Annotated in this window: 13 protein-coding genes; 9 read left to right on the top strand and 4 right to left on the bottom strand. The window is 61.9% G+C overall.

Going from position 1 to position 13,382, the window contains the following annotated elements; all coding sequences use genetic code 11:
- Positions 1-951 (bottom strand): putrescine export ABC transporter permease SapB (sapB, locus tag ENGE1_RS04245; protein ID WP_064360554.1); only part of this gene is annotated, 951 nt, incomplete at its 3' end.
- Positions 948-2,597 carry an ABC transporter substrate-binding protein SapA gene (gene sapA, locus ENGE1_RS04250; protein WP_043084311.1) on the bottom strand — a complete coding sequence of 550 codons (1,650 nt, stop codon included), beginning with the start codon at positions 2,595-2,597 and terminating at the stop codon, positions 948-950. The genes sapA and sapB, both read right to left, overlap by 4 nt.
- A 155-nt stretch (positions 2,598-2,752) precedes the next feature.
- Here sapA and ENGE1_RS04255 point away from each other — a divergent pair, with 155 nt between their 5' ends.
- Positions 2,753-3,064 (top strand): hypothetical protein, encoded by a 312-nt coding sequence (locus tag ENGE1_RS04255; RefSeq protein ID WP_048252553.1) that lies wholly within the window; start codon positions 2,753-2,755, stop codon positions 3,062-3,064.
- On the opposite strand, the gene ENGE1_RS04260 is transcribed toward ENGE1_RS04255, so the two are convergent.
- Positions 3,031-5,373, bottom strand: coding sequence for a helix-turn-helix transcriptional regulator (locus ENGE1_RS04260; protein ID WP_043084308.1), 2,343 nt, complete (start codon positions 5,371-5,373; stop codon positions 3,031-3,033). The genes ENGE1_RS04255 and ENGE1_RS04260 overlap by 34 nt on opposite strands.
- Positions 5,374-5,542: 169 nt before the next feature.
- On the opposite strand from ENGE1_RS04260, the gene ENGE1_RS04265 reads away from it, so the two are divergent.
- Both ENGE1_RS04265 and ENGE1_RS04270 read left to right on the top strand, forming a co-directional pair.
- Positions 5,543-6,712: a M20 aminoacylase family protein gene (locus tag ENGE1_RS04265; protein WP_048252554.1), complete on the top strand. Its 1,170-nt coding sequence runs from the start codon at positions 5,543-5,545 to the stop codon at positions 6,710-6,712.
- A 40-nt stretch (positions 6,713-6,752) separates the two neighbouring features.
- Positions 6,753-8,147 (top strand): MFS transporter, encoded by a 1,395-nt coding sequence (locus ENGE1_RS04270; RefSeq protein ID WP_045288955.1) that lies wholly within the window; start codon positions 6,753-6,755, stop codon positions 8,145-8,147.
- On the opposite strand, the gene pspF is transcribed toward ENGE1_RS04270, so the two are convergent.
- The gene (gene pspF / locus ENGE1_RS04275; RefSeq protein WP_162268882.1) at positions 8,138-9,127 is read right to left on the bottom strand and encodes a phage shock protein operon transcriptional activator; all 990 of its coding nucleotides are present in this window, start codon (positions 9,125-9,127) and stop codon (positions 8,138-8,140) included. The two genes, ENGE1_RS04270 and pspF, sit on opposite strands and share 10 nt — an antisense overlap.
- 158 nt (positions 9,128-9,285) lie before the next feature.
- Here pspF and pspA point away from each other — a divergent pair, with 158 nt between their 5' ends.
- From pspA to ENGE1_RS04305, 6 genes are all read left to right on the top strand, one after another.
- Positions 9,286-9,954: a phage shock protein PspA gene (gene pspA / locus ENGE1_RS04280; RefSeq protein WP_048252555.1), complete on the top strand. Its 669-nt coding sequence runs from the start codon at positions 9,286-9,288 to the stop codon at positions 9,952-9,954.
- A 53-nt stretch (positions 9,955-10,007) separates the two neighbouring features.
- Positions 10,008-10,229, top strand: a complete 222-nt coding sequence (pspB, locus tag ENGE1_RS04285; RefSeq protein ID WP_043084301.1) for an envelope stress response membrane protein PspB — start codon at positions 10,008-10,010, stop codon at positions 10,227-10,229.
- Positions 10,229-10,588, top strand: coding sequence for an envelope stress response membrane protein PspC (gene pspC / locus ENGE1_RS04290; protein WP_045288954.1), 360 nt, complete (start codon positions 10,229-10,231; stop codon positions 10,586-10,588). Before pspB ends, pspC begins: the two co-directional genes overlap by 1 nt.
- Before the next feature lie 18 nt (positions 10,589-10,606).
- Positions 10,607-10,825, top strand: coding sequence for a phage shock protein PspD (gene pspD, locus ENGE1_RS04295; protein WP_043084297.1), 219 nt, complete (start codon positions 10,607-10,609; stop codon positions 10,823-10,825).
- 107 nt (positions 10,826-10,932) lie between these two features.
- Positions 10,933-12,330, top strand: coding sequence for a YcjX family GTP-binding protein (locus ENGE1_RS04300; RefSeq protein WP_048252748.1), 1,398 nt, complete (start codon positions 10,933-10,935; stop codon positions 12,328-12,330).
- Positions 12,327-13,370 (top strand): YcjF family protein, encoded by a 1,044-nt coding sequence (locus ENGE1_RS04305; protein WP_048252556.1) that lies wholly within the window; start codon positions 12,327-12,329, stop codon positions 13,368-13,370. The genes ENGE1_RS04300 and ENGE1_RS04305 overlap by 4 nt, the downstream gene beginning before the upstream one ends.
- The last annotated feature ends 12 nt before the right edge of the window (positions 13,371-13,382 follow it).

Consider the following 13,382-nt stretch of genomic DNA (forward strand, 5'->3'; position numbering starts at 1 on the left):
CCATTCCTTATGTTTCAATGGGTTGGCCATGGCGCCCAGAATGTCAGAGATCACGTTCACAATAATCACCAGCGCGCCGATCACCATCACGCCTGCCGAAATGGCGGCGTAGTCCTGCTGGCGAATGGCATTAATCACCCAGCGCCCCAGGCCCGGCCAGCTGAACACCATCTCGGTGATCATCGCCAGCGTCAGCATGGTGGAGAACTGCAGGCCCAGACGCGGGATCACCGGCGGCAGGGCGTTGTGCAGCACGTGGCGGCGCAAGATAGTCAGACGGGAAATGCCGCGGGTCGCGGCGGCCTTGATGTAGTTAGTGTCGTACACGTCGATCGTGCTGAGGCGCATCAGGCGGATCACTTCCATCGTCGGCGCCACCGACAGCGTCAGCACCGGCAGCACCATGTGGGTTAAGGCGCTGATAAACATCTCGTGGCGCCACGGCGAATCCGACAGCCAGGTGTCGATCAGCGCAAAGCCGGTGACGCTTTTCACCTCATAGAGCAGGTCGTAGCGCCCGGACACCGGCAGCCAGCCGAGGGTCAGGGAGAAGAACAGCGTCAGCAGCAGCGCCAGCCAGAACACCGGCATTGAAAAACCGAGCAGGGCGAGGGCGCTGATGAACTTGTCCTGCCACTTGTAGCGCATGATGCCCGCCAGCATCCCCACCGGAATGCCGACCAGCAGCGCAAAGCCAAAGGCGAGAAAGCACAGCTCCATCGTGGCGGGAAACACCTCTTTCAGCTGTTCGGAGATCAGCTGCCCGTTGATGCTCGACACGCCGAAGTCCCAGTGCAGCAGCCCTTCGAACCAGAACAGCCAGGCGTTGAACACCGACGCGCCCTGCAGCGGCGCGTGGGGCGTGAAGTAGCTCAGACTAAAGGCGACGAAGGTCAGAAAAAAGAGCGTCACCACCAGCAGCAGCAGGCGGCGAAGAGTAAAAATAATCATGGTTTTTTCACCTCTTCGGTGCCTTCGCGCGACACGCCCGCAAAGGAGGAGTTGCCGAAGGGGCTCAGCACCAGCCCCTTAATATCATAGCGGTAGGCCTGCAGCCGCAGCGAGGAGGCCAGCGGCAGCACCGGCAGCTCGCGGGCGAGAATGTGCTGGGCCTCGCTGTAGGCATCGACCCGTGACGACAGCTGCTGGGAGGCCAGCGCCTTTTGCAGCACCGCGTCGAAATCGCGGTTACACCAGTGGGCGTAGTTGGTCTGGGACCCGATGGCGGCGCAGCTCAGCAGCGGGCGGAAGAAGCTGTCCGGATCGTTACTGTCCGTTGCCCATCCGGTGAGGGTCAGGTCGTGGTTCATGGCGTTGAGCCGCGCCTCCTGGAAGCGGCCCTCTACCGGCACAATCACCACCTTCACCCCGACCTGGGCCAGATCCGCCTGCAGCAGCTCGGCGGTTTTCAGCGGGCTGGGGTTCCACGCCTGGGAGCTGCTCGGCACCCACAGGTGCAGGGTCAGGTTCTCGATGCCCAGCTTCTTCAGCAGGTCGCGGGACTTCTGCGGATTGTACTCGGTGATCTTCGCCTCATTATCGTAGGCCCACGACGCGCGGGGCAGAATTGAAGCCGCCGTTTCCGCCGTGCCGTAATAGATGGACTGCATCAGCCGCTGGTTATTGATCGACAGCGCCAGGGCGTGGCGCACTTCGGGATTATTCAGCGGTGGTTTATCGGTATTGAACGCCAGATAGGCAATGTTCATTCCCGGGCGCAGGGTCAGGCGCAGGCGCGGATCGTCGCGCAGGATAGTGAGCTGGCTGGCGGCGGGCCAGGCCAGCACATCGCACTCTCCGGTCAACAGTTTGGAAAGCCGCCCGGTACCGCCGGAGCCAAGATCGACCACCACCTGCGGCATCAGCGGCGTACCGCGCCAGTAGCCGGGATGGCGCTGCAGGCGGATATACTGCCCGGCGTGGTACTCCGAGAGCTGATACGGGCCGGTGCCCACCGGCTGGCGGTCCAGCTGCTCCTGGCGATCGGTTTTGGTCAGGTCGGCGGCGTACTCCGCCGACATTACCGACGCGTAGTGGGTCGCCAGGTGCCAGAGAAACGAGGCGTCCGGCTTCTTCAGGCGAAACTCGACCGTGCGGTTATCAAGCTTGCGCACGCTGTCGACGCTGTCGGCAAACTGCAGGCTGTCAAAATAGGGAAAGCTGTCGCCGTTGATATTGTGCCAAGGATGATGGCGGTTAAAGATGCGCTCGAAGGTAAACACTACGTCGTCGGCATTCAGCGCGCGGCTGGGCTTAAACCACGGCGTGCTCTGAAACTGCACGCCGCTGCGCAGATGAAAGCGGTAAGTGGCGCCGTTGTCCAGCACCTCCCAGCTCTCCGCCAGCTCCGGTACCAGCCGGTAAGTATAGGGATCGACATCCAGCAGGCGATCGTAGAGCTGCGCCGCCAGGGTATCGACAATCAGGCCGCTGCCCGCTTTCTGCGGATTAAAGGTATTAACCTGCCCGCTAACGCAGTAGACGAAGCCGCTGCTGCGGATATCGCCGTGGGCCAGCTGTGCAGGCGGCGTTGCCGCTGCGGCAGCGCCGCACAGCAGCCCCATCGCTGCGAGGAGGGATGTTAATTTCAGGTGCATAATGGATTCATTGTTCGGACCGATCTGCAAAGTGTATCGCACTTGGGGCAGGGAGGTACAAAAGTCTGAGATTGAATGGTGGAAAAGTCAGCAGAATTATTGTTAGCTGACACAGACCAATATCAATGAGTTAAATTAACGACGATGGAGCGAAGATGATTGTAAGAACATGGCATGGCTGCGTACCCCGCGAATTTGCCGAAGGGTTCGCCGCGCACCTGCAGGTTACTGGCGTCAGGCACTCTGAAAGTATTGAGGGAAACCTCGGCGCCAGCGTCAGGCGAGAAACGCAGGGCGATTGGGCGCACTTTTTTCTCGCCACCTGGTGGGACAGCCTGGCGTCCGTAAAAGCATTTGCCGGAGAGAACTACCATATTGCGGTAACCTACCCCGAAGATGATAAATATCGTCTGCTGTCCGATCCCTACGTGTTTCAGCACGAAGTCGAAGCGATCTCGGCGCTTTGAGCGACGGGCGTCAGCTCATAGAGCATCAGCGCATTGCTCTCAAGGGCGCCCGAAGCCTGCCAGCCCGCCTGCAGCTGTTCATCGTGAACCGAGAGCGTCGGCCGCGCTTTGTGAAAGACCCAGTTCAGCACCTCTTCATCTGGCCCGCTTTGCGCCTGGAATGCCTGCAGCAGTGGGAAAAGCGCGCCGTTTCGCAGATCGAAAAGATGGCTCTTTACGCGCCACCGCCCCTGAATGCCCGCTATCCGGATCAGATACTGCTGGCGAAAGCGCTGCAGGAACGCCTCTTCGCCGGATAGCCAGGGATTGAAGATGGCGGCATTGTGCACCAGCAGCTGATACCCCCGCTGGTGGCGGAGAAAGAGCAGGTGCCGATCCTGCAGAATGATCTCTCCGCGCAGGCGCTGCCACAGCCAGAGCACCCAGAAAATCGGCCGCGGCAGGCCGTGATTGTACTGCAGGGCGAGGCTTGAGGTATCGATAGTGCCGCTGCTGCGGGTCTCTCCCTGCAGGCTTGAATTGAGCCAGAAGCCGGTCACGGCGACCTTTGTCGAAAGGCCCAGCAGGTTTTGCATCAGCAGCGCGCCGCGGAAAAAGCTGCCGTTGGTCGTGCGGGTCTCGCCGGTGAGCGTATTCCAGGAGAGAAGCCAGAGGGGGAGAGGCCGCCCCTCTTCGCGAAGCGCATTCTGAATCTGCTCGACGCGCTTCACGGGATAATTTTCTGCCGCCGCGAGGTGGGCATGGCGGAGTTGCGCAAAATTAAGCAGCTCATTGCTGTCGGCGGAGCAGGCAAGAAAATCAGCCTGCAGCCGCGGGAGCTGCCTCAATAGCGCAACATCCTTTTCAGAAAAGGCATCGGGCGCAAAGCGGTGCCATATCCCCACTCTGGACCCGGGCAGCATGTTCTTCAGCATGGCGCGCTGGCTCTGCCATGCCGCCTGCCGCGGCGCATCCTCGGCCTGCGGTGACCAGTGAAAAACAAAATCCCACTGGCGGGTGACCGTCGGCGGAAAATGGCCGCACGCGCACTCGATGAAGCGCTGCAGCAGATCGCTGCGGGTGGTCTGGCTGGTGTGGAGCAGAACCGAAAGCTCTCTTTCTGCAAGCCAGGTGAAAATCTGATGCAGATTGTACCAGCTTGCGTAGCCCATCATCTGCGGATCGTCCCAGCCGTGGGCAAAGAGCCGGCTGCTGAGAAAGGGCTCGGCAATATCTATTCCGCTGATGCTAATTTCCGCCCGCAGGGCATCCAGATCCCGCCGAACGTCGCCGCGGAGTAAATCGTCCAGCTCCCGCAGCGTGACGACAACACCGCTGCGGGCGAGCCGGACGCCCTGCCCGGAGAGGTGATCCAGTTCGATACGCCTTTCATGGACCTGGTTTAGCGTATTCGCATAGTTTTCCCACCCCTGCGGCTCTGGCGTATTGAGCAGGTGAAAAAGGCGGTCAGGGGCGACAGGGCGAAGGTTTTCACGCTTCCCGCGCGGACGCGCGATGTTTTCAGCAGGAGGCTTTTGCCGGCGAAATTTGCCCGGCGTCATCGCGTAGTGGCGTCGAAAAAGGTCGCTCATCATTCGGGTGCTGGCGAATCCGTGCGCCTGGGCTATCTGGTGCAGGGGTTGATTGCTGCTGCGCAGGGCCGCGGCGGCTTTTTCCAGCCGCAGGCGGGTGATGTACTGCATAAAGCTGATGCCGACTTCTTTATGGAACAGGCGGGAGAGCCAGGGTTCAGACACGAACTCCGCGCGGGCAATTTCCGCCAGCGTAATGCGGCGGGTGTAGCCGGCGTTTATGCGCTCAACGACATGGCTAATCCGGCGGCTCCATCCGGGATTTTGTTGACGAACCCGCAGAGCGGGCGGCTGCTGAAAACGGCCGGTGAGCAGCAGCAGGATCTCGCTGATCCAGCGGGTCGCCTCCAGCCGGTAGCGGGGCGAGTGATTGAGCAGCGTGCCCGCCAGCAGCTGGTGCAGCAGATGGCGCAGCGCGTCGCAGTGCGGCAGGCGGCCATCGCTTTCGTCAGGAACCGCATACGCGTGGCCGAAAAATTCGGGGTAGAGCTGACAAAGCCAGGCGGCAGAGAGGACAAGCCGCAGGGTGACGTTGTCAGGCGAGCCGGAAAGCGTCCAGCGCTGGTGGCCGTTAATAATATGCAGAGCGTTTTGGTCGAGTCGGCGGCTTTCGCCTTCCACCTCCAGCGTTTGCGTCCCCTCAAGGACCCACAGCAGCGTCAGGGCGCTTTTACCTTCCTCGCTGAGAGAGATGATCTCCCCGACATCTACCGAAAACTCGCTATCGCTCTGCGCCATCCCGTACCCCCTGAAGACAAAAAACTGCGGTTATTTTTTGTCATAACTGAATTGTATGAAAAACAATCATCAATAATGCGTTATTTCACATTAAAAAACAGCTCAATCATACCCGTATGTCGGCTTAGACTCGTGCTTAATCCCTGTAAGTAACCTGAGATTAACAAAAATGACACATTCAATTGTTTCTGCACTACAGGACAGTGAAGAGCGGTTCATCGCATTACGCCACCACTTTCACCAGCACCCGGAGCTCGGTTTTGAAGAGCACCTCACCAGCGATCGCGTGGCTGAGCTGCTGGCGGAATGGGGGTATGAGGTCAATCGCGGACTGGCGGGCACCGGCGTGGTGGGCACGCTGAAAGTCGGCAGCGGCGGTAAGCGTCTGGGCCTGCGGGCCGATATGGACGCGCTGCCGATGCAGGAGATGAGCGGCAAAGCCTGGGCCAGCGCCACCGACGGTAAATTTCACGGCTGCGGTCACGACGGGCACACCACGACGCTGCTGTACGCCGCTGAGTATCTGGCGCGAAAGCGTCATTTTAACGGCACGCTGCACCTTATCTTCCAGCCGGCGGAAGAGCTGCTGTACGGCGGACGCGTGATGCTGGAGGATGGACTGTTCGACCGCTTTCCCTGCGACCATATCTTCGGCCTGCACAACATGCCGGGGCAAAAACTGGGCAAAATCGGGCTGCGCGCGGGCCCGATGATGGCGTCCGCTGATACGCTGCACATTGAGGTTAACGGCGTTGGCGGTCACGGCGCCGTGCCGGAGCATACCGTTGATGCGACCCTGGTTGCCTGCCACATCACCCTGGCGCTGCAGTCCATCGTTTCGCGAAACATTACGCCGTTTGCGCCTGCGGTGGTCACGGTGGGCAGTATTCAGGCCGGGCACGCGCCCAATATCATCAATGAAAAAGTGCTGATGAAGCTGACGGTACGCACCCTGAACGAGGCGGTGCGCGAGAAGGTGCTGCAGCGGGTGCACGATATCGCCACCGCCCAGGCGCAGAGCTTTGGCGCCACGGCAACCATTAGCCATATTCACGGCAGTCCGGTGCTGAATAACGACCCGCAGGCCGTTGAGATGGTGCGTGCCGTAGCAACCGATCTTTTCGGTCAGGATGCGACGGCGGAAATCCCGCCCTTTATGGGCAGTGAAGACTTCGCTTTTATGCTCGAAAGAAACCCCAACGGCTGCTACTTCACCATCGGCGCCGGCGACGAACCGGATCGCTGCATGGTGCACAATCCCGGCTACGACTTTAATGACCAGATCCTGAAAACCGGGGCCGCTATCTGGGCCGGCCTTACGGAATACTATTTGCGCTAACGGCGTCCTGCGCTAACGGCGTCGCGAGGAGGAGTGCTGCATGAGTACCGTTCCCCTGACTGAAACCCGCCCCTTCACCGGAAATGATCGTCTGCTGGTGGGCATTGTGCTGAGCGTACTTACTTTCTGGCTTTTCGCCCAATCGGTGATCAACGTCGTGCCGGCGATGAAAAGCAGCCTGGCGATTTCGCTTGAGACGCTGACGCTTGCCGTGAGCCTCAGCGCGCTGTTCAGCGGCTGCTTTATTGTGGCCAGCGGCGGGCTTGCCGATCGGTTTGGACGCGTGCGCATGACGCTCGCCGGGCTCTCGCTCAGTATCATCGGCAGCGCGCTGCTGGTGTTCGCCGACGGACCGGCGCTGTTTCTGGCCGGGCGCGCCCTGCAGGGGCTCTCCGCCGCCTGCATTATGCCCGCGACGCTGTCGCTGATTAAAACCTGGTACGACGGCAAAGCCCGCCAGCGGGCGGTGAGCTTTTGGGTCATCGGCTCCTGGGGCGGCAGCGGCCTGTGCTCCTTTGTCGGCGGGGCGATTGCCACCGGGCTGGGCTGGCGGTGGATCTTCATCTTTTCCATCGCCACCGCGCTGGCGGCGATGGCGCTGATCCGCGGAACGCCGGAGAGCCGCAGCGAAGGCGCGGCGGAGCACCGGCTGGACCTCAGCGGATTGCTGAGCCTGGTCATCGGTCTGGTGCTGCTGAACCTGTTTATTACCAAAGGACACGTCTGGGGCTGGGGCAGCGCAACGACGCTGCTGATGCTGGCCGGGGCGGGACTGGCGATGGCGTGGTTCGTGGTTTCCGGGCTGCGCAAGGGCGAGGCGGCGCTGATTGACTTTGGTTTGTTCCGCAATCGCGCCTACAGCGCGGCGGTGTTGTCGAATTTTCTGCTCAACGGCTGCATTGGCACGATGATGATTGCCAGCATCTGGCTCCAGAGAGGGCATCATCTTTCGCCGCTGCAGACCGGAATGATGACGCTGGGCTATCTGGTGGCGGTCCTGAGCATGATCCGCGTCGGAGAGAAGCTGCTGCAGCGCTACGGGGCCCGCCTGCCGATGATGTTCGGCCCGGTGATTACGGTGCTTGCCATCCTGCTTATCTCCTGCACCTTTCTGGCTAAAGAGACCTATATTATCACCGTGCTTATCGGCAATGTTCTGTTCGGGCTGGGGCTCGGCTGCTACGCAACCCCCTCCACGGATACGGCGGTGCTCCACGCCCCGGCGAACAAGGTCGGCGTGGCGTCGGGCATCTACAAGATGGGAAGTTCGCTGGGGGGCGCGATGGGCATTGCCGTGACATCGTCACTTTTTGCGCTGTTTTTACCGCTGGGGATGGCCAGTGCGGCCCAGTATGCTCTGCTGGTTAACTGCGCCATCTGCCTCTGTTCGACGCTGGTCACCTGGCGCCTGCTGCCCGCGTCTCCTCAGAGCTGATGCTTCTTCACCAGCGCCCGCAGCTGGTGATAGGTCAGCCCCAGCAGATCCGCCGCTTTCTTCTGATTAAACCGGGCCTGCTCCAGCGCCTTCTGCAGCAGGTCTTTCTCCTGCGCCAACTGAAACTCCCGCAGGTCCAGCGGCAGGGCGGCGGCGCTCTCTTTTACCTCAGGGTTGGCGTCCGGGGCCCGCGCGCGGCGGAACGGGTCGATGACGATATCATCCAGCGGCGCCTCGCTGCTGCCGTGGCGGTAGACCGAGCGCTCGACGACGTTTTTCAGCTCGCGGATATTGCCCGGCCACGCATAGCCGAGCAGCGTTTCGCGGGCGGCTTCGGTAAAGCCGGGGAACAGCGGCAGCCCCAGCTCGCGGCACATCTGAATGGCGAAGTGGTCCGCCATTAATAAGATGTCGCTCTGACGCTCGCGCAGGGGCGGCAGCTGCACCACGTCGAAGGCCAGCCGGTCCAGCAGGTCGGCGCGGAAGCTGCCCTCGCTGACCATCTGCGGTAGATCGGCGTTGGTGGCGCACACCAGCCGGACGTTGACCTGCAGCGGCTGGCTGCCGCCGACGCGCTCCAGCTCGCCGTACTCGATAACCCGCAGCAGCTTCTCCTGCACCAGCATCGGCGCCGTCGCCAGCTCGTCGAGAAACAGCGTCCCGCCGTCGGCCCGCTCGAAGCGGCCGGGATGGCGCTTCTGCGCGCCGGTAAAGGCGCCGGCCTCGTGGCCGAACAGCTCGGAGTCGAGCAGGTTCTCGTTAAGCGCCGCGCAGTTGAGCGAAATGAACGGCCCCTGCCAGCGGGAAGAGAGGAAGTGCAGGCGGTTGGCGATAAGCTCCTTGCCGGTGCCGCGCTCGCCTACCACCAGCACCGGCTTATCGAGCGGCGCCAGCCGCGAGACCTGCTCCAGCACCTCAAGAAAGCTGTTGGCCTCGCCGAGGAGGTTATCTTTGTATTCAGCCATGATGAAATTCACCATATGTTAGTGATATTCGCCATATCACTGTAGCCAATAGCCGCCTTATTTTCAATCATAATCAGATAAATCAATAAGATAAAAAGTTGGCACGCCATTTGTATTATTCATTGAGCAAGGGCCACGCCCGATAACAGAACTGACCGAATGAGGATGTGATTATGGGAATTTTTTCTCGCTTTGCCGATATCGTGAACGCCAACATCAACTCCCTGCTGGAGAAGGCGGAGGATCCGCAGAAGCTGGTCCGCCTGATGATTCAGGAGATGGAAGATACGCTGGTTGAGGTGCGCTCCACCTCCGCCCGCGCGCTGGCCGAGAAGAAGCAGCTCACCCGCCGGATCGAACAGGCGACCGCGCAGCAGGCCGAGTGGCAGGAGAAAGCCGAGCTGGCCCTGCGTAAAGATAAAGACGATCTGGCCCGCGCCGCGCTGATTGAAAAGCAGAAGCTGACCGACGTCATCACCACCCTGGAAAATGAAATCACCCTGGTGGGCGAAACCCTGGACCGGATGAAAAAAGAGATCGCCGAGCTGGAGAACAAGCTCAGCGAAACCCGCGCCCGTCAGCAGGCGCTGACCCTGCGCCACCAGGCCGCGAACTCGTCCCGCGACGTGCGCCGCCAGCTCGACAGCGGCAAGCTGGACGAAGCGATGGCCCGCTTTGAGTCCTTCGAGCGCCGCATCGACCAGATGGAAGCCGAAGCCGAAAGCCACAACTTCGGCAAGCAGAGGTCGCTGGATCAGCAGTTTGCCGACCTTAAGGCCGACGATGAGATTGCCGCTCAGCTGGCGGCGCTGAAGGCTAAAATGAAGCAGGATAACCAATAATAACGCCGGGCGGCACGCTACGTGCCGCCGCTCATCACCCGTAAGGAGACCCTATGAGCGCGCTTTTTTTAGCCATACCGCTGACGCTGTTCGTGCTGTTCGTTTTGCCGGTATGGCTGTGGCTGCACTACAGCAACCGCTCCGGCGGCGAACTGTCGCAGAGCGACCAGCTCCGCCTGCAGCAGCTGAATGACGACGCAAAGCGGATGCGCGATCGCATTCAGACCCTGGAAGACATTCTTGACGCGGAGCATCCGAACTGGAGAGAAAAATAATGGCGATACTCGATTTCAGCAAAAAACTCTGGCGCATCCCGCAGAAGGGCATGGTGAAGGGCGTCTGCGCGGGCATCGCCGACTGGCTGGGCGTCCCGGTTAAGCTGGTGCGCATCGCCACCGTGCTGGCGGCCGTCTGCGGTCTGTTTTTTGTGGTGCTTGCCGCCTACATCGTGCTGACGTTTGCGCTGGATCCGATCCCGCAGAGCGAGCTGTACGGTGACAAAAACCCCACCAGCGGCGAGCTGCTGGACGCGGTGGACGCCGAACTGGCCGCCGGCGAACAGCGCCTGCGTGAGATGGAGCGCTACGTGACCTCCGATACCTTCTCGCTGCGCAGCCGTTTTCGCCAGCTTTAATCAATCCGAGGAGAGGCAATGAACCAGAAATGGCAGCGCGCCGGGCAAAAAGTGAAGCCCGGCCTGAAGTGGGCGGGCCGACTGGCCCTGCTAAGCGCTTTACGCTACGGCCCGGCGGGCGTTGCCGGCTGGGCAATCAAATCGGTGGCCCGCCGGCCGCTGAAAATGCTGCTGGCGGTGGCGCTGGAGCCGCTGCTCGCGAAGCTGGCCAACCGGCTGGCGCGCGGCATGAAATAACACCGGGGCGCAGCCGGAGGCTGTGCCTGATGCCTTGCAACCTTGCAGACTGACCCCATGTTATAATCCTTTCATTACTAAACACTTCAGGGCGCAACCGGATGGCGATGAAGCGACTTAAAAGCGAATTTAATGCTCTGGTGAACCGCGGCGTGGATCGACATCTGCGCCTGGCGGTCACCGGGCTGAGCCGCAGCGGCAAAACGGCGTTTATCACCTCGATGGTCAATCAGTTGCTCAACCTGCACGCCGGGGCGCGGCTGCCGCTGCTCGGGGCTGTGCGCGAAGAGCGGCTGCTGGGCGTCAAGCGCGTGCCGCAGCGCGATTTTGGCATCCCGCGCTTTACCTATGACGAAGGGCTGGCGCAGCTCTACGGCGAACCGCCCGCCTGGCCGACGCCGACCCGCGGCGTCAGCGAAATCCGTCTCGCCCTGCGCTACCGCTCGAATGACTCCCTGCTGCGCTACTTTAAGGAGACCTCGACGCTCTATCTGGAGATTGTCGATTACCCCGGCGAATGGCTGCTGGATCTGCCGATGCTGGCTCAGGACTATCTCAGCTGGTCGCGGCAGATGACCGGCCTGCTGAAGGGGCAGCGCGGCGAGTGGTCCGCGCGCTGGCGGCAGCTGTGCGCGGGGCTGGATCCGCTGGCTCCCGCCGACGAGAACCGGCTGGCGGAGATAGCCCAGGCCTGGACCGACTATCTGCACACCTGCAAGAAAGAGGGCCTGCACTTTATCCAGCCGGGCCGCTTCGTGCTGCCGGGGGACATGGCGGGCGCCCCGGCGCTGCAGTTCTTCCCCTGGCCCGATGTCGACGCGGCGGGCGAGGCGCGGCTAGCGCAGGCGGAAAAGAACACCAACGCCGGGATGCTCAGGGCCCGCTTTAACTACTACTGCGAGCACGTGGTTAAGGGCTTTTATAAGAACCACTTCCTGCGCTTCGATCGCCAGATTGTGCTGGTGGACTGCCTGCAGCCCCTCAACAGCGGGCCGCAGGCGTTTAACGATATGCGCCTCGCGCTGACCCAACTGATGCAAAGCTTTCACTACGGCCAGAGGACGCTGTTCCGCCGCCTGTTTTCGCCGGTGATCGACAAGCTGCTGTTTGCCGCGACCAAAGCCGATCACGTGACCGTCGATCAGCACGCCAATATGGTGTCGCTCCTGCAGCAGCTGATTCAGGACGCGTGGCAGAACGCCGCCTTTGAAGGCATCAGCATGGACTGCCTGGGGCTGGCCTCGGTGCAGGCCACCGAAAGCGGGCTGATTGACGTTAACGGCGAGAAAATACCCGCCCTGCGCGGCAACCGTCTGCGCGACGGCGAGCCGCTGACGGTCTATCCGGGCGAAGTCCCGGCGCGCCTGCCGGGCCAGGCGTTCTGGGAGCAGCAGGGCTTTCAGTTTGAGGCGTTCCGCCCGCGGGCGATGGACGTCGATAAGCCGCTGCCGCACATTCGCCTCGACAGCGCGCTGGAATTTTTAATAGGAGACAAGCTGCGATGAGCGAGCCGATTAAGCCGCGCATTGATTTTGCCGGCCCGCTGGAAGCGGAAACCCTCGAACAGTTTAAGGCGGCGCGGGCCTTTACCGACGCCGACGCTTTTGCCCCGGCAGTAGTAGGCTCGCCGCTGGACGACGAAGGCCCCGCCGAGGCGGTGGTCGAGGCGGCCCTGCGCCCGAAGCGCAGCCTGTGGCGCAGGATGGTCGGCGCCGGGCTGGCGCTGTTTGGCGCAAGCGTCGTGGCGCAGGGCGTGCAGTGGACGGCGCACGCCTGGCAGACCCAGGACTGGATCGGCCTCGGCGGCTGCGCCGCCGGCGCGCTGATTATCGGCGCCGGGGTCGGTTCGGTGGCGACCGAGTGGCGGCGGCTGTGGCGGCTGCGCCAGCGCGCGCATGAGCGGGACGAAGCGCGAGATCTGCTGCATAGTCACGGCGCCGGGAAGGGGCGGGCGTTTTGCGAACAGCTGGCGGCGCAGGCGGGGCTGGACCAGTCCCATCCGGCGCTGCAGCGCTGGTACGCGGCTATTCATGAAACCCAGAGCGATCGGGAGGTGGTCTCCCTCTACGCCCACCTGGTACAGCCGGTGATGGACGCCCAGGCGCGGCGCGAAATCAGCCGCTCGGCGGCGGAATCGACGCTGATGATCGCCGTCAGCCCGCTGGCGCTGGTGGACATGGCGTTTATCGCCTGGCGCAACCTGCGCCTGATTAATCGCATTGCCGCCCTCTACGGTATCGAACTTGGCTACTACAGCCGCCTGCGCCTGTTCCGGCTGGTGCTGCTCAACATCGCCTTCGCCGGCGCCAGCGAACTGGTGCGCGAGGTGGGCATGGACTGGATGTCGCAGGACCTGGCCGCCAGACTCTCCGCCCGCGCCGCGCAGGGCATCGGCGCCGGTCTGCTGACTGCCAGGCTTGGCATTAAGGCCATGGAGGTGTGCCGCCCGCTGCCGTGGATCGACGGCGATAAGCCGAAGCTCGGGGATTTCCGCCGGGAGCTTATCGGCCAGCTGAAAGAGACGCTGAATAAAAAATCGTCATAACCGTCGCGCCGG

The sequence above is a fragment of the Pluralibacter gergoviae ATCC 33028 = NBRC 105706 genome (assembly GCF_001598855.1).
GTDB classification, from domain to species: domain Bacteria; phylum Pseudomonadota; class Gammaproteobacteria; order Enterobacterales; family Enterobacteriaceae; genus Pluralibacter; species Pluralibacter gergoviae.